The sequence below is a fragment of the Tunturibacter gelidoferens genome (assembly GCF_040358255.1).
Classification (GTDB): Bacteria; Acidobacteriota; Terriglobia; order Terriglobales; family Acidobacteriaceae; genus Edaphobacter; species Edaphobacter gelidiferens.
This window is the reverse complement of record NZ_CP132938.1, coordinates 989,186-1,009,801: the sequence shown is the minus strand read 5'-3', so window position 1 is coordinate 1,009,801 and position 20,616 is coordinate 989,186. Positions and strand designations below refer to the sequence as shown.

General features: G+C 59.3%; 20 protein-coding genes and 1 other RNA gene. 6 read left to right on the top strand and 15 right to left on the bottom strand.

Annotated elements, in window-relative coordinates:
- Positions 1-2: 2 nt before the first annotated feature.
- The 4 genes from accD to RBB81_RS04675 form a co-directional block, all read right to left on the bottom strand.
- Positions 3-842 (bottom strand): acetyl-CoA carboxylase, carboxyltransferase subunit beta, encoded by an 840-nt coding sequence (gene accD / locus RBB81_RS04690; RefSeq protein WP_353072884.1) that lies wholly within the window; start codon positions 840-842, stop codon positions 3-5.
- Positions 843-922: 80 nt separating this feature from the next.
- A complete protein-coding gene (locus RBB81_RS04685) occupies positions 923-1,345 on the bottom strand; it encodes a hypothetical protein (RefSeq protein ID WP_348641616.1) in 423 nt (140 codons plus the stop codon).
- 113 nt (positions 1,346-1,458) lie between these two features.
- Complete coding sequence (locus RBB81_RS04680) at positions 1,459-2,235, bottom strand: hypothetical protein (RefSeq protein WP_353072883.1); 777 nt, start codon at positions 2,233-2,235, stop codon at positions 1,459-1,461.
- 30 nt (positions 2,236-2,265) lie between these two features.
- Entirely contained in the window at positions 2,266-2,433 is a 168-nt protein-coding gene (locus tag RBB81_RS04675; protein WP_179580641.1) for a hypothetical protein, read from the bottom strand.
- A 353-nt stretch (positions 2,434-2,786) separates the two neighbouring features.
- Between RBB81_RS04675 and RBB81_RS04670 the strand changes: the two genes are divergently transcribed.
- Entirely contained in the window at positions 2,787-3,029 is a 243-nt protein-coding gene (locus tag RBB81_RS04670) for a hypothetical protein (RefSeq protein ID WP_353072882.1), read from the top strand.
- A gap of 56 nt (positions 3,030-3,085) precedes the next feature.
- Here the strand turns inward: RBB81_RS04670 and RBB81_RS04665 are convergent, their stop codons facing one another.
- The 7 genes from RBB81_RS04665 to RBB81_RS04635 form a co-directional block, all read right to left on the bottom strand.
- On the bottom strand, positions 3,086-3,541 hold the full coding sequence (locus tag RBB81_RS04665) for a 23S rRNA (pseudouridine(1915)-N(3))-methyltransferase RlmH (RefSeq protein WP_353072881.1): 456 nt from the start codon (positions 3,539-3,541) through the stop codon (positions 3,086-3,088).
- Positions 3,542-3,778: 237 nt separating this feature from the next.
- Positions 3,779-4,348: a ribosome silencing factor gene (rsfS, locus tag RBB81_RS04660; protein ID WP_353072880.1), complete on the bottom strand. Its 570-nt coding sequence runs from the start codon at positions 4,346-4,348 to the stop codon at positions 3,779-3,781.
- 152 nt (positions 4,349-4,500) lie between these two features.
- Positions 4,501-5,892, bottom strand: a complete 1,392-nt coding sequence (locus RBB81_RS04655) for a class I SAM-dependent methyltransferase (protein WP_353072879.1) — start codon at positions 5,890-5,892, stop codon at positions 4,501-4,503.
- Between the two features lie 169 nt (positions 5,893-6,061).
- Positions 6,062-6,661, bottom strand: a complete 600-nt coding sequence (nadD, locus tag RBB81_RS04650; protein ID WP_353072878.1) for a nicotinate-nucleotide adenylyltransferase — start codon at positions 6,659-6,661, stop codon at positions 6,062-6,064.
- A 27-nt stretch (positions 6,662-6,688) separates the two neighbouring features.
- On the bottom strand, positions 6,689-7,336 hold the full coding sequence (locus tag RBB81_RS04645; RefSeq protein WP_179580629.1) for a hypothetical protein: 648 nt from the start codon (positions 7,334-7,336) through the stop codon (positions 6,689-6,691).
- A 201-nt stretch (positions 7,337-7,537) separates the two neighbouring features.
- Positions 7,538-8,824 carry a bifunctional phosphopantothenoylcysteine decarboxylase/phosphopantothenate--cysteine ligase CoaBC gene (coaBC, locus tag RBB81_RS04640; RefSeq protein WP_353072877.1) on the bottom strand — a complete coding sequence of 429 codons (1,287 nt, stop codon included), beginning with the start codon at positions 8,822-8,824 and terminating at the stop codon, positions 7,538-7,540.
- Between the two features lie 36 nt (positions 8,825-8,860).
- On the bottom strand, positions 8,861-9,511 hold the full coding sequence (locus tag RBB81_RS04635) for a ribonuclease T2 family protein (RefSeq protein ID WP_353072876.1): 651 nt from the start codon (positions 9,509-9,511) through the stop codon (positions 8,861-8,863).
- Positions 9,512-9,580: 69 nt separating this feature from the next.
- Here RBB81_RS04635 and ruvA point away from each other — a divergent pair, with 69 nt between their 5' ends.
- The gene (gene ruvA / locus RBB81_RS04630) at positions 9,581-10,180 is read left to right on the top strand and encodes a Holliday junction branch migration protein RuvA (RefSeq protein ID WP_179580623.1); all 600 of its coding nucleotides are present in this window, start codon (positions 9,581-9,583) and stop codon (positions 10,178-10,180) included.
- A 530-nt stretch (positions 10,181-10,710) separates the two neighbouring features.
- Here the strand turns inward: ruvA and rnpB are convergent.
- An RNA gene (gene rnpB / locus RBB81_RS04625) (RNase P RNA component class A) lies at positions 10,711-11,185 on the bottom strand.
- A 122-nt stretch (positions 11,186-11,307) separates the two neighbouring features.
- Here rnpB and RBB81_RS04620 point away from each other — a divergent pair.
- The 3 genes from RBB81_RS04620 (at position 11,308) to hpnI (ending at position 15,067) form a co-directional block, all read left to right on the top strand.
- Positions 11,308-12,531 (top strand): ABC transporter permease, encoded by a 1,224-nt coding sequence (locus RBB81_RS04620; RefSeq protein ID WP_353072875.1) that lies wholly within the window; start codon positions 11,308-11,310, stop codon positions 12,529-12,531.
- 40 nt (positions 12,532-12,571) lie between these two features.
- Positions 12,572-13,819, top strand: a complete 1,248-nt coding sequence (locus tag RBB81_RS04615; RefSeq protein ID WP_353072874.1) for an ABC transporter permease — start codon at positions 12,572-12,574, stop codon at positions 13,817-13,819.
- 66 nt (positions 13,820-13,885) lie between these two features.
- On the top strand, positions 13,886-15,067 hold the full coding sequence (hpnI, locus tag RBB81_RS04610) for a bacteriohopanetetrol glucosamine biosynthesis glycosyltransferase HpnI (RefSeq protein ID WP_353072873.1): 1,182 nt from the start codon (positions 13,886-13,888) through the stop codon (positions 15,065-15,067).
- Positions 15,068-15,640: 573 nt separating this feature from the next.
- Here hpnI and RBB81_RS04605 read toward each other — a convergent pair.
- Positions 15,641-16,525 (bottom strand): SDR family oxidoreductase, encoded by an 885-nt coding sequence (locus tag RBB81_RS04605; protein WP_183790791.1) that lies wholly within the window; start codon positions 16,523-16,525, stop codon positions 15,641-15,643.
- Between the two features lie 165 nt (positions 16,526-16,690).
- Between RBB81_RS04605 and RBB81_RS04600 the strand changes: the two genes are divergently transcribed.
- Entirely contained in the window at positions 16,691-17,302 is a 612-nt protein-coding gene (locus RBB81_RS04600) for a TetR/AcrR family transcriptional regulator (protein ID WP_353072872.1), read from the top strand.
- A gap of 88 nt (positions 17,303-17,390) precedes the next feature.
- Here RBB81_RS04600 and RBB81_RS04595 read toward each other — a convergent pair whose 3' ends face one another.
- Positions 17,391-18,752 carry an FAD-binding oxidoreductase gene (locus RBB81_RS04595; protein ID WP_183790795.1) on the bottom strand — a complete coding sequence of 454 codons (1,362 nt, stop codon included), beginning with the start codon at positions 18,750-18,752 and terminating at the stop codon, positions 17,391-17,393.
- 378 nt (positions 18,753-19,130) lie between these two features.
- Positions 19,131-20,483, bottom strand: a complete 1,353-nt coding sequence (locus tag RBB81_RS04590) for an SGNH/GDSL hydrolase family protein (protein WP_353072870.1) — start codon at positions 20,481-20,483, stop codon at positions 19,131-19,133.
- Positions 20,484-20,616 lie beyond the last annotated feature (133 nt).

Here is a 20,616-nt window from a genome sequence, read left to right as displayed (position 1 = left end):
GCCTAAGCGCCCATCCAGCTTAGGGTCTGCGAAAGATACTCTTTCATCTCTTTGCGCGAGACAATCGCATCAAGAAACCCATGCTCAAGCAAGAACTCTGATCTTTGAAAGCCCTCCGGCAGCTTCTGCCGAATCGTCTGCTCAATCACGCGCGGACCCGCGAAGCCAATCAACGCCCCCGGCTCTGCAATATTCAGGTCGCCAAGCATAGCAAAGCTTGCAGTGACGCCACCCGTAGTCGGATCCGTCATCACGGAGATATAAGGAATCTTCGCGTCATCCAGGCGCGCCAGGCCCGCAGAGATCTTCGCCAGCTGCATCAGCGAAGCGATGCCCTCCATCATGCGCGCGCCACCCGAGGCCGCAACGATGATTAGCGGATGTCGTGTAGCCAGCGAGCGGTCGACCGCACGCGCAATCGTCTCCCCAACAACTGCGCCCATGCTCCCGCCGATAAAGGCGTACTCCATTACGCTCAGGACAACGCTGTGCGGCCCAAGCTGCCCAATTGCGTTGACGATTGCGTCGTTCAGGCCCGTCTTCGTCTGTGCCTCCGCAAGCCGCCGCTTGTAGGGCTTCAGATCGGTAAAGTTCAACGGATCGGTCGAGCGAAGTTCCAGGTCGACAAGCTCATACCCCGGCTCCAGCAAGTTCTCAATGCGCGTACGAGCATCAACGCGGAAGTGATGACCGCAATGCCAACAGACGTGCTGGTTCGCTTCAAGCTCGGCCTTGAATAGAATCTTGCCGCAGTCGGGGCAACGGATCCACAGTCCCTCGGTCCGAACCGTCTTCTCCGAGTCATTGACGATCTCGTTATCTTCGCGCTTGAACCAACTCATCCTTGCATGCCCTTTCGACCGCTGCCCTGTTCATTGTAACGACTGAACAGGGCAGCGGTGCGCTGGTTCTTGAGCTGGAGTCAGAGCGCTTCGGCGAGACGGGAGTAGAGGCCGGCATGGTTGGTCTCATACAGAACCAGCAACCTCTGCCGCATCAGGTAGTACGAAGAAGCCACTTCGTGCAGATAAAAGGGAATTCGCATCTGTTGCCTTCCGAAGAAGGTTGCCAGCATAATCTGCGTGACAGCGCGACGCAGCTGCAAACCATCGCGGCGCATACGCTCAGCAATGATGATGCCTTCGTCGAAGTTCCAGCGTTCCACATAGGAGGCGAGCGCGACCAGGATCCGGGCGTTTTCTCGCATACGCTGAACCCCTTCAAGGCCGCCCATCAAACTCCACATCTCTGCCGGTTCCAGCTCAAGAGCGTCCTTCTGCGGCACAAGGTGGTTCAGCGCCACAGTCATGACTCCCTTGGATTCAACCGGATGAAGCTTCGCCACCAGCTCCTCCCACGTACAGCGAGCCAAACGCCGTGCCGTCAAATACGAATGGAGAAGCGCGCAGCCTAACAGGATAGTAACCAGAGCGGTAATGACTATAGGTGCCATATGGGTTACGTGTGGTCGCGCGTCCGAGTGACCTGCTGAAGATCGTACTGCACTCGGCTGTGAAGAGCAACGAGATAATCTTTCATTTCGTTCGACAGAGGCGCGCGGACACGTTCCGGCCTCCAAAAGGCGACGATCCAATACAGTAGGACGGCTATATAGAGGAAAGAGGGGAAAAGCTGGACAACTCGATACTGCTGGGTCCACCCCAGAAAGATACTGGCTAGGTCGCTAACGGCGGAACCGAACGCCCAAAGGGTCAACCCTTGGGCCAAAGCCATCACATGGTTACGCCATTCCAACCCTAACCTATTGGAAGCAAAGAGCATCGCAAGAAAAAGCTCACAGTCGAGCAACGCAGTGAAAAGGTCTCCCCGAATCTCCCAAATTCCCGCGGTTGAACCCGGAGGTGTCTTTATCGCAAGACAAAGTCCGGCCGCGATGGCTGTGCCAGTCATCCCGACCAGCACAAACGAAGAACGTGCATCCCGAATCCAGGTTCCAGTTGGACGCAAGACGACTCGGGCGATCTCGAAGACCATACCAAGCTGAAAAAGAAAGTCACCGCCTGCGAGAATCCAATACGTGATCTTGTACATCTTCGGCGTGCTGTGACGGGAAATTAGGAAAAGTGCAATCGACACCAGGATCGAATAAGTGATAAGGCCGGTGAAGACAGGGAACCGCCTCCACCGCTGACGAAGCAGCAGCACGAGCAGCAGGGCGGCGAGACCGACAAAGTTCGCCGCCCAAATGATGTTGTCCAGAGCCGGAAAGTTCATTCCTGCCTCGCAGGCTTATCCGGAACGATCTTACAGCCCGAAGACGGAGATGACGATACTTGCGTAGTCGCCCAGAGAAAGAGCAACAGAAGCTACCTGCGGATGCGGATTGCCGCCTGTCATGTTTGCAAACATGGGAGCAGCGGTGGAGAAGAGGACAGCGGCGGTGAGCGCGAGATTGCGGATCGACTTATTCATGGGGAAGGCTCCTAGTGCGCAAATGTGCGCTTGCATCAGCCTAGGCCATCGACGCTTTCTAATTAAGAAAAAACATGCGCTCAACCTACACAAAAGAACCATCTATTGTGGGATGGACGATAAGATCGCACTCTATTATGACGGTCTCTGCCCAGAGCGAACGGCTGTCCGAGAGTCTCGATGGCAACTCTCGACCATAACCCCGAGAGCCAGCCGCCCCTCATTATTTCGGGGTACCAGTCTGGCACTTTTGGCCCAAGTGAGGCAAAGGCAACAGATGGCGGAGGCCTGCCTCTGTCGCTCATCATCACGCGTGGCCCATGTATCGTGTGCACAGGGCCGCGGAGGGTCAATTGCCGTACATCTATATCGACAAGATCTTCCATGAACTAAGGTCGGAGCTGCTATCGGCCATGCACTCCGCCCTGGAGGCACAGGGCCGCAAAGGGCAGGTGGACGTGGACCGTCTCTATCGTGCGTTCACGCGCGCAGCGGCTGGAAAATGCGCGAATCCGCAACGCGTCTCCGAGAAGTGCATAGTCGAAACGATGACCTCCAAACCTCGCAAAGCCAAAGATGCACGAATTGACGAGTAGGAGTGTGCGCAACCTACAGGTGCCCGTTTCGATGCCTGAGCGACGGCCAGCGATGGTCAGTGACCTGAGTGATAGGGGTGGCCGGCCAGGATGGTAAAGGCGCGGTACACCTGCTCAGCAAGCACGACCCGCGCCAGTTGGTGAGGCAGCGTCATGCGTCCCAAAGAAAGAAGTAGATCTGCCCGCTGCCGTGCCGCCGGCGACCAGCCGTCCGCCGGACCAATCGCAAGCACCAGCCGCTGGGTCCCCTCATCGCGAAGCCGCCCAATCTGACCAGCAAACTCCTCAGAGCTATACTGCTGTCCGCGACTATCAAGCAGAAGCGCATAAGCCGGCGTCCTCCCCGCCTGTCGATCCAGCCATGTCAGCAACCCCGCCTCCGAATCAAACAGTTCAGAGGTACAAGTGGCGTAGCGAGCCGTGCGCTTCATGTACTCATCGATCAGTCGATCACCAGCCTCCGATTTAGACCGAAACTGGCGGGCGAGCACAGCTGCAAGAATCAGCTTCATCTCAACAGTGTGCCTCTTTTCGGAGCAGTCAGCACCATCGCTCGGCCCAAAGGATCGGAGCCGCAACCAGCATCCTCGAATCGACTGGCGTAACCGATGCTTCTACGCGTCCATCCTTTTGTCGGCAGCCTTACCTGCCGATCAATCACAAAGCAGAAAGGCGGCGAACTCGAAATGAGTCCCCGCCCTTAGCTTTCCAGTCAAAGACAGGTTTCACCCTTGCAGCAAAGCCCCGTCTTACTTCTTCGTAGATGGCTTTCTGCCTGTTTTAGTCGCGGTCACCTTACTGCTCTTGGCTGCGGAAACAGTCTTCTTCGTTGTCTTCTTCGCCGCAACCTTCTTTACGACCGCGCTGGATTTCTTGGCGACTGCGATCTTCTTCGGAGCCGTGGGCGCGGGCGTCTTCTTTAAGCGCCTCGTCGTGAGCGATGCTTTGACTTCAGCATGGAGATCGGCCACGCTGATCGTAGTCGCAGACTTTCGCAGTCGCTCCAATCCGTAAAACGCACGTTTCTCGGCCGAGAAAACATGGACGATGAAATCGACATAGTCCATCAAAATCCATTCGGCCTGGCGGCGTCCTTCGACAGAGTTGGGATAAACCCCAAACTCGCGCTTCAGGCGAAGCTCGATCTCGTCCGTGATGGCCACATTCTGCCGGTCGTTGGTTCCGTTACAGATCAGGAAGTAATCGGTCAGGCCGCTCTCGGCCGGATCCAGCGCGAGGATGCGGATATCTTCAGCTTTCTTGTCTTCGCAGGCCGCAGCCGCAGCGAGCAGCAGCTGATTGCTTTCAATTGAGGGCATGAGACTCCTTGGAGTTCCATGGTAGCGGGTTGCGGCTCTTGAAGCCAGCGTCTGCAAGGGTAACAGCAACTTCCTGCCTCACAGGAATAGTCCTGAACTGACGTAGACACTGGCTCGCTCACCGCTACCCCCCGGGTGCCCCGCCATGCGTCTTATCTCTTCCCAAGGTGAAACAAGATGCGCCCATTCGCCAGCTTCAGCTCGTCGAAGACCGTGAAATGCTTCGCAAAGGCCTCGCGAAATGCTGCCTCAGTAATGTGTTCGTACATCGCATCTCTTCCGCGCAGAAGATCCTGAAACTTCGGATCCGACGGTGGCACCCATTCCACGATCAGGTGTCGCGTCGTCAGCTCGCTGCAAAGCGCCGCGATACGATTCATCGGAATCTGATTGCGCAGCAGCAGATGGTGCAACACCGCGAGCATCATCACCATGTCGAAATGGCCTGCACAGCGGCTCAGGAACGAGGCACTCTCGCGATTCTCCCATCCAGTGGCCGGGCTAGGATGAGCCAGATCGACACACAGCGGAAGAATATTCTTCCCGCTCACCTTTAGGCCTGCGTACAGCCGATCGACCGCCTGCACATCGGTGTCGATCGAGACCACCTCGGCACCCGCGTCCGCGGCCAGATTCGAATACACTCCGGTGTTGCAACCCACGTCGAGCACCTTCGCAGGCCGCGCCTTCCCCAGCACATCGCTCACAAACCTCCGCTTATCGTCATGGTCTTCGTCGCTGTAGTGGTACGCCGTCTCAGCGTAGTGCGACCAGGTCGAGGAGCGGTGGCCCGGCGTCACATGCCGCATATCAGTCCTCAGCGTCCTCAGCGTCCTCAGCAGAATTTGCTTTGCAAGCCCCGGATCTTTCACGGATCGCGGTGTTACCTTGCCGGCCTTGCCCTTCTTCGTCTTCGCGAGCAGTGACGGCAGCGTAACGGTGGACAGCGCAGGCCGCCGCAACCGCGAAGCCAACGAGAGTGCCGGATAGACCTCCTCTGGTTCATATCCATCGCGGCGTGTCAGCGAGATCTCCAGGGGCCATCCCAGCCGGGAGTAAGCCAGCATCGGCAACAGAAAGGTTCGGACGAACTGGCCATAAGCAAGCCAGATCGGTTGATGCGGGTCTCTGCGTTCAATCGAAAGCACATCGACAAAGATCGGCCGCGGCCCCTGGAACAACACGTTCAAAGGTGTTGCGTCCTTCAACTGCCAACCCTGCTCGACCAGGTCGCTGCACAAACCCAGTGTGAGCTCTGCCGCTGCAAGCCACATCCCCGGACTCCACTCCCACGGATAGGACTGGAAAGAGATGCGCGGATGCCGCAGCACAAGCGTCTCCGCGTTCTCAGGCGACACCACCTCGCTCGCCACGAGCCTTCCCTGGGCCACCAGCTCTGAAGCCAGCGGCGTTGCCAGAAACGCAAGCATCTCCTCGTCGAAGGGAGCGCGAACGCTCCGGTAAGCTCCATCCGGACGAACCTCGACGCTGCCCGCAGGATCGCGAAAGGTAGGGAGTGCGGGATATGCCAAAAGCTCTGTCATAGAAGTTACGGTTCTGCTACTGCACGCACTAAAGTGGCCGGCTCAACAAACAAAAAGAGGACCCCTATCAAGACGCAATGCTTGTACAGACACACTTCCATTCAGGAAAGTTTCGAGGAAAACAAAGTTTCGGCGAAGACGAAATCAGCAGAACCAGAATGGGTCTGCACTATTGGTAGAGGTGGTGACTCTGTATGTAGTCCAGAACACGCGGCGCGATCAGATCGATACAAGGATCGCCCGCTTCCAGCCGTTCGCGTAGCCCCGTGGCCGCAGTATCGTCATGAACATTACCAAGCAGATGGACGCGGCTTTGCTGATGCGCATCAAGCTCCAGCGAAGAAAGACTCGCAATCGGGAAACCCGGCCGGCTCACGACGATCCACTCCGCGAGCTGCAACAGACGTTCGGGCTCGTGCCATCGCGGCAGGCCGAGGAAGCTGTCCGCCCCCACCAGATTGAAGAGCTCAGCCTCCGGCATCCTCTGCGCCAACTCGCTCAGAGTCTCCACCGTGTAGTTCGGTGCGCCATCTGCACGCGGCGCATCGAGCTTCGAGGCTGTAAAGCGACGATCCTCAAGACACGCCAGCTCCACCATCGCAAGCCGATCTTCAAAAGGAGTTACCGTGCCATTAAGCTTCAAAGGCTGACGGCCCGCAGGAGCAAAAAAAACGCTATCCAGTGCAAATGCCGCCGCCGCCGCCGTAGCTACAGCGAGATGACCATGATGCGGCGGGTCGAAACTGCCACCGAACAGAGCTACGCGCATGCACTATCCTCTCGCGACCCCGCGCTCTTAGAACGGAAGATGAAAGACAAACCCCATGCTGACCTGTTTGATCGGGTAGTTGTGGCTCTTGTCCCCAAACGGGTTCAGGCCGCCGTAAGCGAACTCGGCGACGCGGTAGTCAAGGATCGGAAGCAGCTTGATATCCAGCCCGGCAATACCCTCATACTCAAAGTTGTTTCGTAGAATTGGGCTGTTCCCGACGATCCCACTGTTGGTGACCCCGGCTTGGGTGTACAGCAGCCCGTAATCCGTACGGCCAAGGCCAAACGAGCCCTGAGCATAAGGCTTCAGGGGCGCCAACGGAGTATGAAAGACAAACCTCACGCCGCCCAGCGTCGAGTAAATTCTCGCTCCCCCACCATTAAAGTTCTGATAGGCCCCGCGCTTAGTCGTCAGAATACTGCCACGGAGATCCGCTCCCAGCGTTACCGGCCCAAGCTTCTTGAAATCGTAGTAGACGCCGCCCGTGCCACCCAGCGGATCCACCGTATTGGCGCGTGTGCTGGTTACATTGGGAGTCTGCTCCGGCGACGAAGCAATATTGCTGAGCCGATCTACGGTGAACATTCCATAAACGCCAAATTGAGCGTGAGCGGAGGAAGCACTGACAAGGGCAACGATGGCAAGAAGGAGAAACGCTTTGCGGAAACTCATGTGCCGTTAGTTTACTAGTTCGCGCGGCCACAGTGCACCGGCAGCCGCGAATTGTGCCCGGCAAAAAATTCCTCCAGAGGCCAACGGAAGAGGATCCCGACCAACGGGAGGACCACGATAGATCGTAGCTTCACGAAAAAGGTATACCCGTCACGAAGTGGCCGCCCTCCGCGCAGGAGGCCCGTCCGGCAGGACCGCTTCTCAGTGCTCCGCCCCCTCTCGCAGCTTCAGCACCTCGTCCAGGATCCGTTCCGCCATCTCCGTCTTGCTCATCACCGGAAACTCAACCGAGCCGTCTTTCGTCAGAAAGCTGCCCGCGTTCTGCTCCGAATCGAACCCAACGCCATCCTTCGAAACATCGTTGACTACCACCGCATCCACGCCTTTGCGCTCCAGTTTGGCGCGCCCATTCGCCACAGCATTCTCGGTCTCGGCCGCAAAACCCACCACCAGAGTGCCATCCCGTCGCCGCCCAACAACCTCGCGCAAAATGTCCACAGTCCCCGCCAGTTCCAACGAGACCGCCTGCGCTCCCTCGCGTTTCATCTTCTGCCCCGCGACGTCTTTCACCCGGTAGTCACTTACTGCCGCAGCCATCACCACCACGGTCATCTCATTCAGCCGAGCCATCACTGCCGCTCGCATATCCTCCACCGTCACCACCTGCTCCACCTCAACCCCCGCCGGGCAAGGCAGCCCAGTCGGAGCACTGATCAACACCACCTTCGCTCCACGCCTCCTCGCCGCCGCAGCCACCGCGTACCCCATCCTCCCACTCGACCGGTTCCCGATAAACCGCACCGGATCGATCGCCTCCCGCGTCCCCCCCGCAGTCACCAGCACCGTCTCACCAGTGAAATCCCCACCCCCACTCCCCGCGCCCTTCGTGCTCTCAGCCAATGTCTCCACAATCGCATCTACAATCGCCGCCGGCTCCGCCAGTCTTCCACCCCCCACCATCCCGCATGCCAGATACCCACTCCCAGGCTCAATCACCTTCACGCCCCGCGCCCTTAGCGTCGCCACGTTCGCCTGCACAGCCGGATGCTCCCACATATTCACATTCATCGCCGGAGCCACAATCACCGGAGCCGTCGTCGCCAGGTACATCGTCGAAAGAAAATCATCCGCGAGCCCATGGGCAAACTTCGCCAGCATATTCGCCGTCGCGGGAGCCACCACCAGCAGCTTGGTCGACTGCGCCGCCTGTATATGTTCGATACTGCTCGGCGCCCCGCCTCCACTCTCGCCCGACGAGTCATCCTCGCTCGACCCGGTCCCCGCCTCCTCGCCCCACAACGAAGTAATCACCTTATGTCCGGAGATCGCCGCAAACGTCAGCGGCCTCACAAACTCTTCCGCCGCCGCCGTCATCACCACATGCGGGTCGTACCCGGCATCCTGCAGCAGCCGCACCAGCTCCACCGACTTATAAGCCGCAATCCCGCCGCAAACCCCAACCGTAACCTTTAGCCGCTCCGTACCCATAACCAGAATCCTACCTTCTTCGTACCGCACACGCGCTTACTTCAGTGGCGGAGCCACGACGCGGAATGCATCCGCATCGCACTCCCGCAAGCCCTGACAAGATATAGGCATCAACCCATCCTTCGCCAGACAAACCTCAACCGCGGTCAACCGATGATCTGCGCAACTCACCACCACGCTTGCTTGCGGGAACGAGGGATTCGCCTTCGCAAACAGATCGACAATATCCTTCGGCCTCATCGGCTCCTCATGCTTCAGCTTCCGCAGCTTCTTTGGAATCCTCACCGAATGAAACGCCTGACGTTCCAGCCCGAAGAACTCCTCCGGCGACATTGTGGTGCAGGTGCCGTGCTTACTCCACTCATGCTCCAGTAGCGGCAGGTCAGGAGTGATATCCAGATTCCGTTCCGGCTGCAAAGGTCCCGGTCGCTCCGCGCAGTTCACCGGATACGATCCGTCGTAGTTCTGTGGCCACAAACCGTGCAACACAAATCCACGAGTCGCCTTACACTCCGGACCTGCCCCGGGCACCGAACAGAACTCAGGCCCCCACGAAAGGTTCATAAGATAAAAATCGAACTTCCCCGGCTCACTCCTCTCCTGCGCACACGCAGACGAACAAACAGCCAGCCAACTCATCATTGGCAGACAAATCCCAGCAAGCCGCACAAGAAAGGAAGTCCTCATAGGGCACATCTTAATGCACCCCTCGTCTTGCCAGAGCGGAGCGCCCAACACGCTACAATCACCAGAAGCATGATCGCTCACCTCCGCGGACGCCTCCTCGCAAAAACTCCCAATCAGGCCATCCTCGAGTGTGCTGGTGTGGGCTACGACGTCACCATCAGCGTCACTACCTTCTCCGCTCTTCCCAACGAAGGCGCAGAAGCGACTCTGCACATCCACACCCACGTCCGTGAAGACCAGATCGCGCTCTTCGGCTTCTCCGAAACTCAGGAGAAGCGTCTCTTCGAAAAGCTCCTCACCATCTCCGGCATCGGCCCAAAGCTGGCCATCACCGTCCTCAGCGGCATCGACGGCAGCCGCCTGATCACCGCCATCCGCTCCGGCGACCACGCCACCCTCACCCGCATCCCAGGCATCGGCAAAAAGACCGCCGAGCGAGTTGTCCTCGAGCTCAAAGACAAGCTCGACGACCTCGCCGTCGCCATCCCCACCACCACGGGAGGCCCTCATCACGGCCCCGCCGGCGACGATGCCCTCTCCGCCCTTGTCAACCTCGGCTACCCCCGCCCCGTCGCCCAGAAAGCCATCGAAACCGCCGTCGCCAAAGATCCCGCTGCCTCCCACGACTTCGAAAGCCTCTTCCGCGCCGCCATGGCCGCCATCCGTTAGCCTCGCACCGTCGCCCTGACCTCGTCGCCCTGAACCTCGTCACCGCCCTGAACCTCGTCGCCCTGACCTCGTCACCGCCCTGAACCTCGTCGCCAGAAACTCCTCACCCTGAGCCTTGTCACCGCCGAGAACCCCGTCGCCGCCCTGGACCCAGTCGCTGCCCTGGACCGGCGCTGCCCTGAACCTCGTCACCCTGAACCTTGCCACTGCCCGAGACCTCGTCATCTCGACCGAAGCGACAGACAGTCTCACCGTCTGTCGCGTAGTGGAGAGACCCCTGCATTTCGCCCGTGTCCGCCACGACCTCAAAAATAAATCTCAAAAACCTGTCACATTTTTCGCAGCTCAAAAAGGCGCATCCCCAGCCATACAAAACACCACAAACACACCACGTTTCACCATCCAAAACACCACGTTTTGCATCCACAATTTGTAGAAACCCAGCAAAAATCCCCTCCCACCACAAGCAAAAAAAATCCCACCGAAAATCAGACGGCCTCGAAACCGTTTGAGCGATTTCGAGGCCATAAGTTCGCAGACGGCCCGTAAGCCGAATTCTGTTTTAGACGATCATTCCTCTACGCGACGCATTACTGCGGCGCTTTAGCAACCTACCCGCAAGTTTCGGCTCTCTGGACGGCGTCACCGCCATTTCGAGTCTCTCCGCCTGGGCGCATCGGGCCGATACGCTCCTGCCGCCTGAAGAGAAGCGGCAAGATCCCTGCCTATTTGGTCTTGCTCCGTGTGGGGTTTACCCTGCCGCGTCCATTACTGGCCGCGCGGTGCGCTCTTACCGCACCTTTTCACCCTTACCCCAAGCCGCTTGCGGATCTACCGAGGCAAATCACCAACCTGAGGCGGTTCATTCTCTGTTGCACTTGCCGTCCAGAGGTCTTGAAACCTCCGTCCCGGACGTTATCCGGCACACTGCCCTGCGGAGTTCGGACTTTCCTCCCCCGCCAAACACCTTGCGGTGAAGGCGGCAGCGATCATCCAGCCGCCTGCAGCTATAAGTGTATCCCACGCAGCGAACAAAACCCGTCCAGCTGCGTATTAGAGAGCAAGGCAAGTCTCGCTTTGGAGGCCTCTGGCTGGTAGTCTCAAGCGTACCCAAGGTAGACAAGGCAATGGAATTCAAAGAGGCCGTAAAGATCGCGCTGCAGTCGCTCTGGGCGAACAAGCTCCGCTCCGTCCTGACCCTGCTCGGCGTTGTTATCGGCGTAGCGAGCGTGATCGCGGTGGTGACGCTGGTCAACGGCGCGAACACCTATGTCACCACAAAGTTCGCCAGCTACGGCGCAGATGTCTTCACCGTCTCGAAGATGCCCCAGATCATCACCAGCCCTGAGGACTATCAGCGGTATCAGAAGCGCAAGAACATCCTCTACCCGGACTTTCAGTATGTGGCGGCGAACTGCAGGCACTGCATCGGGATTGGCGCGCAGCAGGCCGTGACGGGGAAGATCGTGCGGGGTACGGAGTCCACGACTGATACGAACATCCGGGGATATACGTGGCAGATGCCTTCGCTGCAGAACCTGAACATCATGCAGGGGCGCGGGTTCACAGAGGCGGACCAGGAGCATGCCTCGCATGTGGCGATCATCGGGACCGATATTGAGGACCATCTTTTTGCGGGAGTGGATCCGCTGGGACAAGAGTTGCGGGTCGACGGCACTCCGTACACGGTGATTGGGATCAGCGAGAAACAGGGGAGCACGTTTGGTGCTAGCCAGGACAACTGGGTCGCCGTGCCGCTGACGGCGTTTCAGAAGAGCTATGGGACGGCGAAGACGCTGACGATTTATGTGAAGGCGGGTGAGGCTGGACCGGTGCTGGAGACGGCGGCGGACGAGGTAAGGGTTCTGGTGCGATCGAGCCGGCATGACGCTCCGGGATCCGAGGATTCGTTTGAGCTGGATACGAACAATACGCTGGTGGGATTCTTCAGCATCGTGACGCGGTCGTTTGGGGCGGTGGCCGGGGCGGTGGCGCTGATCTCGCTGGTCGTCGGCGGCATCGTAATTATGAATATCATGCTGGTGAGCGTGACTGAGCGGACGCGCGAGATCGGTATCCGCAAGGCTCTGGGCGCGCGTCCAAAGGATATCCTGATGCAGTTTTTGATCGAGTCGGGGACAATGGCGCTGGTCGGCGGAGTCTTCGGCGTGATCGGGGGAATCCTGGTGGCGCAGGTGATTACGATCCTGGCAGGATTTCCTTCGACGATTGCGCTGTGGAGCGTCATTGCCGGGCTGGTGATGGCTACCGGTACGGGAATCTTCTTCGGTGTCTATCCGGCGCGAAAGGCCGCGCAACTGGATCCGATCGTGGCGCTGAGATCGGAGTGAGGCACGGGCTGGGCAGGGACAGAGGGCAGGGAGGTCGTTGATGCGGATCGCCGATACGAAAGAAACGGTAGTGATGGCTCTGGATACGCTGCGGGCGAACAAGCTGCGCAGCGGACTGACGATTCTGGGGATTGTGATTGGCGTGATGACGGTGATTATCATCTCGTCGGTGATTAACGGGTTGAACTCGAGTGTGTCGGGCCTGGTGGAGTCGCTGGGGACGAATGTGATCTGGGTCTTCCGGTTTCCCGTGATCGGGGTGCGGCCAACGACAGAGATGCTGACGCGGAAGCAGTTGACCTACGAGGACGCGATGGCGATGAAGGAGCTGCCGCATGTGGTGGCGGTGACGCCGGGATTGCAATATCGGGACAAGAGCGGTGTGGAGGGCACGGTCGCGGTGAAATATGGTCCCAAGATCATGGAGGGGACGACCCTGGAGGGTGACACGGCGAGCGTGAAGGATGTGTATGAGCTCGACTTGAAGGATGGCCGCTTCTTCAACGAGAGCGACGTGGAGCGGGCAGCGAACGTTGTCGTGCTGGGGATCGATACGGCGGACGGGCTGTTCGGCGCGACGAATCCGGTGGGCGAGGATGTGACCATCGCGGGCATGACATTTACCGTTGTGGGGGTAATGGACAAACAGAAACAGGCGTTTGGCGGAGGCAAGAACCCGGAAGACAACAAGGCGTTCTTCCCCGTGACTACGTTCCACAAGATCCACCCGGAGATACTGGATTACTGGATCAGCCTGAAGTTTGATGACCAGAAGAACAAGACGCTGGTGCAGGATGAGCTGGAAGAGCTGTTACGGCGCAGGCGGAAGGTGAAGAACGAGGCGCCGGACAACTTCGCGATCTTTGGAACCGATTCGCTGACTCGTCTCTGGACCACGATCACAGGTGGCCTGTTTTTACTGCTGTTTGCGCTCTCCAGCGTGGCGTTGCTGGTGGGAGGCGTCGGCGTGATGAATATTATGCTGGTCAGCGTGACGGAGCGAACGCGGGAGATCGGGGTGCGCAAGGCGATCGGTGCGAGCAAGCAAACCATCCTCGCGCAGTTCACCCTGGAGGCCATTACGCTCTGCGCTGTCGGCGGCGTCATTGGCGTGCTCATCGGCAGTGCGATCGCCCTGGTGCTACACCTCTTCTTTCCGTCGATGCTGTCGGCGCTGTGGGTTGCCCTGGCCTTCGGCTGCTCGTGCGGAATCGGACTTCTCTTCGGCATTTATCCGGCGTGGAAGGCGGCGAATCTGAATCCGATCGAGGCTTTGCGTTATGAGTAGTGTAGGTGACCGATCTCGGAATAGCGGGTGGTGATTCGGTGTGAGTAGGTTCGGTAGACTACTGAGATGGCCATCACAATTGAGGCGATCACGACGCTGTTGACACTTGCCGGGCTCGCCTATCTGCTGCTGGCGCTGTGGGGTACCCGTGACTTCGCACACTATTGGCGGCGAAAGGCGGTCGATGTTGGCTTCGCCCCCGACGTTACGATCTTGAAGCCGGTGAAGGGCGTGGACCAGCGGATGTATGCGGGGCTGGTGAGTCACTGCCGGCAGCAGTACGCGGGCAACTTCGAGATTGTCTTCGGCGTAAGCAGCCTGAACGATCCGGCCGTTGGTGAGATCGAGCGGCTGCAGGCTGAGTTTCCTGCGTGTGCGATCCGCCTGGTGGAGTGCCGGGAGCGGCTGGGTACGTCGGGTAAGGTGAGCAATCTGGTGCAGATGCTGCGCGAGGCCCGGTATGAGCATGTGCTGATCAACGACAGCGACATTCGTGTCTCTCCGCAGTATCTGACGCGGGTGATGCAGTGTTTTTCCGACGCGAAGGTGGGCATGGTGACGGCTCCTTATATCGGCCGCACTGCGGAGGGCGGCGGGGGCCTGACGGTGTGGTCGCGGCTGGAGGCGTTGGGTATTTCGACGGACTTTCTGCCGGGTGTGCTGACGGCGCGCAAGCTGGAGGGCGGGATTCGATTTGGGCTGGGATCGACGCTTGCTACCAGCAAGAGCGTGCTGGCGAAGGCTGGGGGTCTTGAGCCGCTGACGGAGTATCTGGCTGACGACTACGAGATGGGCGCGCGCATTGCGGGGGCAGGGTATCGCGTGGAGCTTGCGAATGAGGTGGTGGAGACTACCGTACCGGAGTATCACTACCGCGGGTTCAAGGACCATCAACTGCGCTGGGCGAGATCGACGCGGGATTCGCGCAAGTTGGGATACCTCGGACTGGGGATTACGTATGCGGTGCCATGGGCGGTGATGACCTGCGTTGCGAGTGGGCTTGCACTTTGGAGCTTTTCTCTGCTGAGTGTGGTGCTGCTGGCGCGGGTTGCGGTGGCGCTTTCGGTCGGAGTGGGCGTGCTGGGCGATGAGCAGGTGTTGCGCGACCTGTGGTTGCTGCCGCTGCGGGATTTCTTTGGGCTGGGCTTCTGGGCCTGGAGCTTTGCCGGAGATACTGTGGTGTGGCGCGGGGAGTTGTTCGCGCTGCGGGATGGACGGATCACGCCTGTACCTCCTGTGAGCCTCTGAACGGTGGGCGACGTCGATGTGTCCGGATTGCATCATGGATACCGATACGCGTCTGAGTATGCCGTGCCTGGGGGTACCCCCCTCCGGGGGTATTTCGTAATAAAATCTTTGGAATGAGTGACATAACATTTTTGACGTTTCGTAAAATCGTCCATGCAAAGGGGTTACGGGTAAATTCGTCTTTCGAAAAGGGTTAGCGTCGATAATTCGAGCAGAAATAGAAAAAGCCCCCGGGGATGATGATCGCGGGGGCCTTCTTTTTTGCTCTGTCTTTCAATGATAGCGGATTTGCCATAACTCATGCGCAAGGTGGATCTCATTGACGATAAATGAGATAGATGTGATGAGGGCTTGACAGAAGATTTTGACTGTGAAAACGGGAGGTTGGAGAGTCGGCCCTTTCGGAGTTCGGGCCATCTTCCTGATTTCGAGTCCGTAACTTCCTGGAAGCCGACTTTCAAGGACCAACGCGTGAGCAACACACATCGATCGGCACGATTCGCAAACAGAACGAAGCCCCGGAACGACCCAGGGGCCTCGGCGTTGGGCGGTCTTAGTCGTCCAACGGAATCGTCAGTACTTCCTATTCGTCAAATCCTCGATCAGCCCCGGCCCTGTTGGCTCCCAGCCAAGTGTCTTGCGCGTCCACTCGCTTGAACCCGGCATATTCTGTGCTGCAGCGTGCCCGAAGAAGATCCCGAAGTGCTCGACGGCCTTTTCAGCGGGGATCGAAACCACCGGCACCTGCAGCCCCTTACCGATCGTCTCCGCGATATCCCGCAGCGACACGCCCTCTTCCTGCAAAGCGTGATACGTCGTCGTGCCTGGTCCCGTCTTCTCGACCGCCAGACGATACAGGTGAGCAACATCTTTTAGCGGAGCTGCGGCCCAGCGGTTCGCGCCGTCGCCCACATAAGCCGAAACACCCTTCTCGCGAGAGATCTGAATCAACCTCGTCACCAGCCCCTGCTTGCGCGTGTCATGCACCTGCGGTAGCCGCACAATCGCCGCATGAACACCTTTTGCCGCCACAGCCTGCGCCGCCTGTTCCGGCCTGCGCGGCATCGCGGGCGAGTCTGCCGGGGGATCAGTCTCTTTGCGCAGCTGACCCGGTGCACTGGGCCCGACCCCGGAGGTGATCACCAGCAACTTGCCTGGTTCGAGGACCGATCCCATGGCCTCAATCGCCTGGATCTCGTCCTTCGCATTCTGCGCAAACTTCGAAAAGTCGTCGTGGTTGAAGGCCAGGTTTACCACAGCATCCATCCCCTCGGCTCCGCGGCGCAGGCAGTCGAGGTCCTGGAAGTCGCCGCGATGGACCTCGGCACCGACAGCCTTCAACTGCTCCACGCCGGCATCGCTGCGGGTAAGTCCACGCACCTGGTGCCCTACCTCAATCAACTCTTTCACCAGCTCCGTCCCAATGAATCCCGTCGAACCCGTTACGAATAGACGCATGGTCACTCCTCCTGTTGTTGGTGGCGCAGTCTACCAAGCCCGCGTCAAGTTGACATTCAGGCTGGTGCCTTATAAAACGGGGACTGTCCCCGCATAATAAGATAAACGGGGATAGTCCCCGGTTGCATAAAATTTTCGTCTCCCGTTTCTATGGCCAAAAAGAAGTTGTCGCGCCTCTCGCCTCCTCGCAAACCCCGTGCCGACGCGGAGCGCAACCGCGAGCGCATCCTTGAGGTGGCCAAGGATGTTTTCACACGCGATGGAGCAGATGCGAGCCTCGACGACATCGCACGCCGATCCGGTATCGGCAACGCTACCCTCTATCGCCACTTTCCAACTCGCGACGACCTCATCGAAGCCGTTTATCGCAGCGAAGTCGAAAAGCTTGCTGCAGCCGAACAGCGCTTCGCTGCCACCATGCCACCGCTTGAAGCGCTGCGTGCGTGGATGCTTCTCTTCATCGACCATGTCGCCGGAAAGATGCTCATCATCCCCGCCATGAATACGATCGCTGGAGGCTCCTTGCGGCTCATGGAAGGCTCCCGGTCGCTGATCAACACCGCCTTCGTAACCTCCGTCAAGCGGGCCGTCTTGAGCGGCGATCTTCGCTCCGACACTGACGCGAATGACTTCGTTCGTGCCCTCGTTGGCGTCTTCCACACCGCTGCTCAGCCCGGCTGGGAGCCCAGCGCCCGCCGTCTTGTTGACATCCTCATCGCAGGTTCGCGCTCAACGCCGAGGCAGCCCTCCACTCCGCCCGGCAGGCGGCGAAAATAGGGGCGCGCTGTATCTATCCAACCAGGCAGCGAATGGCCTCTGGATTACTTTCGGTTTCCGGACCTGCGGACGGAGAGTGGTCGGGCGGCTAACTCTTGGCAGGCGGAATGTTTTGATTGAAGCGGAATAGATTCGCGGGATCGTACTGCGCTTTGATCGCCGCGAGGCGCTGGAAGCGGGCGTCGCTGTAGGCGGAGTGCACGTCCTCTCCCTCCGAGAGATAGTTTACGTAGGCGCCGCCGGTTGAGTAGGGGAGAATCTTCTGCCATCCATCCCGCGCCCACGCCGTTTGTTCGGTGTCGATTGCGGGATCGTCCGAGATGGCCAGAAGACTCAGGTTGAACATTGCGTCGCGGTGTCCGAAGGCCGTGGCGTCTGTGGGTACCCGTGCAACCGCGCCTCCGTAGACCTCGATCATGATGAGGTTCCGTGGCGAAGGGGACGTGCTGAGGGTTTCGATCATCAGGTCGAAGATGTCGTCGGTGAGAGTTTTGAGAAACGCGGATTTCCAGAAGTGACGCTGGCCCTTGGGGTAGGACACATCGACTTGTTGCTGCATCGCGCAGTATGGCATGCGCGCGACCGTGTCGACCAGAACCGATCCCAGTTCGCGGAAAGACTGAAGGGCGCGTTCGCCCTCCCCTTCGGTCCCGATATCGCTCAACACTACGGCGACGGCCTTCCCGCCGTCCAGAGCCGGCAGGACTGCGGACAATAGCGTAAGGTTGTCGCTCGCTTCGAGAGACAGGTCGCGAAATCGCTGCAATACGGTCTTCGACAACTCGAACGGAAACACGATCATTCCGCCGAGCGGTTCCCGGACGGGATGAAGTTGAAATTCGAACGCCGTGACGACCCCGAAGTTGCCTCCACCGCCGCGCAGCGCCCAGAAGAGATCGGGGTTGGAGTCGGCACTCGCGGTCACCAGTTCCCCGGAGGCTGTGACGACGTCGGCGGAAACGAGGTTGTCGCAAGCCATTCCGTAACGTCGCGATAGATAGCCGTAGCCTCCACCAAGGGTCAGGCCGGCGATGCCGGTAGTCGAGATCGCGCCTCCCGGTGAAGCGAGGCCAAAGGCTTGCGTCTCGTGATCGTATTCGCACCACAAGACACCGCCGCCTGCGCGCGCTCTGCGCTCGGCTGAATCGACCTGAACCGACTTCAACCTTGCAAGGTCGATGACGATGCTGCCATTGCCTACCGCGGTTCCCGCCACGTTGTGGCCGCCGCCGCGGATGGCAACCGGGAGACCGCGTTCACTCGCGAACTGCACGGTCGCGATCACGTCTGCGACTCCGGCGGCGCAGACGACCGCTGCCGGCCGGCGGTCGATCATTCCGTTCCAAACCTGGCGCGCCTCATCGTAGCCGTCGCCGCCGGGAAGATGAACTGTGCCCCGAACCAGGCTTTTCAATTCCTGCTGATCACTCGTATCAATTTGAGGCGTCATTCGTTATCTCCTCCAGGCGCGGCTCAGTGAGCTCGCATCAACACCTTGGGGTCTGGTGAACGCTGTTGCGGGCAGATGCGGTTACCGGGAAGCGTGAATCTGGTGTGGAAGTTGGCCGCCGAACTCCGGTCGGAGTATAGGCAATCCGGAGGGTATCACCTCGTTGTGGGATCGGCACCGGGAAACAAGGATCTCGTCATTTTCTACTGGATTGTCTTCTACTGGATTGTCCGCAATTTGGAAATGGGCAGCGATGGGCTGGTGTCTGAGGATAGAGTTTCGCAAACAATCTCCTCTGCACTCCGCTGTGCGATGAGACTGCGCGGTTGCGGTCGAAATGACGATTTGCAGAGTTTTGAGGCTGGCCTTTTTAGATATCTACTGCTTCTTTCCGAGGATAGGAGCGATGGCCTTGCCGGCGTTGGCGGGCATAATTCTGGGGCGAGCGGAGGGTGCGACCCCGGCGGCGAGGTTGGGCGGCCAGTAGGGGTCGGAGGCGGCGACGGGGCCTAGCGGGACGTCGGGGATCTTGGTGCTGATCGCTGTGTTCATGGTGTCGATGAAGGTGTTGGCGACTACGGCGTATCCGACGTTGGTGGGGTGGATGCCGTCGAGGGCGAAGATGCCGCCGAGAAAGCTGGAGGTGCCGGTGTAACCGTTGATGGTGACGCCATTGGCGAAGGCCTGGTTGAAGAGGGCGTTGATGTCGACAAGGGTTGCGTTGGCGGCCTTTGCCTGAGAGGCGATGACTTGGTTGAAGGCTGTGACCTGAGCCTGGACAGTCACGACCTCGGCGGCCGAGAGGAAGCCGGCGTCGTCGATGGGGCCTTTCTGTTGGCCTGTGAGGATGAGCGGGATCTCGGCGGTACCGGTGGGATTGACGAGGTCGCCGGGGACGATGCCGAGGATCTGGCTGAGAACGGCGGTGGGAAGGCCGGTTTCGGCGGAGACTTCGCCGAGGACCAGAGCGGCGGGGGTGAGGTAGGGGACTTTGGTGACGTCGGGGATGTTGGCGATGACGAGGTGAGCGGGGGTCATCGTGGTGAGCTCGGTGATGAGGGCCTGATACTGGCTGGTGAAGTTGGCGACGGAGGTCATGCTGGAGGGCATGCCGGTCTCGTCGGCGACGAGGGCGTCGTTGTTGCCGATCCAGAGGAAGATGGTGGTGGGTTGGGCCTTGATGGCGAAGGTGGCCTGGCTGTTGGCCTGTCCGTAGCCGAGACCGGGGAAGCCGAGGACAAGTTGGGTGATCTGCTGCTGGGGGGTGCTCGGATTGACCAGCGGGAGGGTGTTCATGACGTCGTTGAGCAGGGCTCCGGGGACCGCGAGGTCGGTGACCTGGGTGGCGAAGTTGTCGCGGCCTTTGGTGGTGACTGTGGGCTCGACTTGCGTAATGACGGGCGGTGGGCCGAGCGATTCGAGCTGCAGGACGTTAGGGGCGCCGGGATAGGCGATGAGCGGTTGGATGATGTTGAAGCCGGCCTGGGCGGCGAGGACGGGGGCCCAGCCATGGACCTGAGTGGTGTCGAGGAGGGAGCCGCTCTGGAAGCCGGCGGTGAGGGAGTCGCCGAGGAAGACGGTGTTGGAGAAGTTGCCGATGTTCTTGACCTGCTGGGCCTGGAGGTCGGCGAGTTCTTTGGAGGTGCTGCTGCCGTTATTGTTGCAACCGGCGAAAGAAAGGGTGAGGGCAGCGGCTAGGCTGGAGTGCAACAGGACTGAACGGCTATTCATTTTCATGGCGACGGACGAACCCCTTGGAGACGTCGCGGACCCCGGGTGGAGGCGCGGCGGGTGTGCTTTCTGCAGACGTGGCTTTGTATCACACTCGGGGTGCGATGGGGAACAAGAGGTATTTGGGAGGTAT

Excerpts from the sequence above, each read along its gene's own strand:
- accD (WP_353072884.1), bottom strand. The coding sequence starts at position 842 with ATGAGTTGGTTCAAGCGCGAAGATAACGAGATCGTCAATGACTCGGAG.
- RBB81_RS04680 (WP_353072883.1), bottom strand. The coding sequence starts at position 2,235 with ATGAACTTTCCGGCTCTGGACAACATCATTTGGGCGGCGAACTTTGTC.
- RBB81_RS04675 (WP_179580641.1), bottom strand. The coding sequence starts at position 2,433 with ATGAATAAGTCGATCCGCAATCTCGCGCTCACCGCCGCTGTCCTCTTC.
- RBB81_RS04665 (WP_353072881.1), bottom strand. The coding sequence starts at position 3,541 with ATGAAGCTGATTCTTGCAGCTGTGCTCGCCCGCCAGTTTCGGTCTAAA.
- rsfS (WP_353072880.1), bottom strand. The coding sequence starts at position 4,348 with ATGCCCTCAATTGAAAGCAATCAGCTGCTGCTCGCTGCGGCTGCGGCC.
- RBB81_RS04655 (WP_353072879.1), bottom strand. The coding sequence starts at position 5,892 with ATGACAGAGCTTTTGGCATATCCCGCACTCCCTACCTTTCGCGATCCT.
- nadD (WP_353072878.1), bottom strand. The coding sequence starts at position 6,661 with ATGCGCGTAGCTCTGTTCGGTGGCAGTTTCGACCCGCCGCATCATGGT.
- RBB81_RS04645 (WP_179580629.1), bottom strand. The coding sequence starts at position 7,336 with ATGAGTTTCCGCAAAGCGTTTCTCCTTCTTGCCATCGTTGCCCTTGTC.
- coaBC (WP_353072877.1), bottom strand. The coding sequence starts at position 8,824 with ATGGGTACGGAGCGGCTAAAGGTTACGGTTGGGGTTTGCGGCGGGATT.
- RBB81_RS04635 (WP_353072876.1), bottom strand. The coding sequence starts at position 9,511 with ATGAGGACTTCCTTTCTTGTGCGGCTTGCTGGGATTTGTCTGCCAATG.
- ruvA (WP_179580623.1), top strand. The coding sequence starts at position 9,581 with ATGATCGCTCACCTCCGCGGACGCCTCCTCGCAAAAACTCCCAATCAG.
- RBB81_RS04620 (WP_353072875.1), top strand. The coding sequence starts at position 11,308 with ATGGAATTCAAAGAGGCCGTAAAGATCGCGCTGCAGTCGCTCTGGGCG.
- RBB81_RS04615 (WP_353072874.1), top strand. The coding sequence starts at position 12,572 with ATGCGGATCGCCGATACGAAAGAAACGGTAGTGATGGCTCTGGATACG.
- hpnI (WP_353072873.1), top strand. The coding sequence starts at position 13,886 with ATGGCCATCACAATTGAGGCGATCACGACGCTGTTGACACTTGCCGGG.
- RBB81_RS04605 (WP_183790791.1), bottom strand. The coding sequence starts at position 16,525 with ATGCGTCTATTCGTAACGGGTTCGACGGGATTCATTGGGACGGAGCTG.
- RBB81_RS04595 (WP_183790795.1), bottom strand. The coding sequence starts at position 18,752 with ATGACGCCTCAAATTGATACGAGTGATCAGCAGGAATTGAAAAGCCTG.
- RBB81_RS04590 (WP_353072870.1), bottom strand. The coding sequence starts at position 20,483 with ATGAATAGCCGTTCAGTCCTGTTGCACTCCAGCCTAGCCGCTGCCCTC.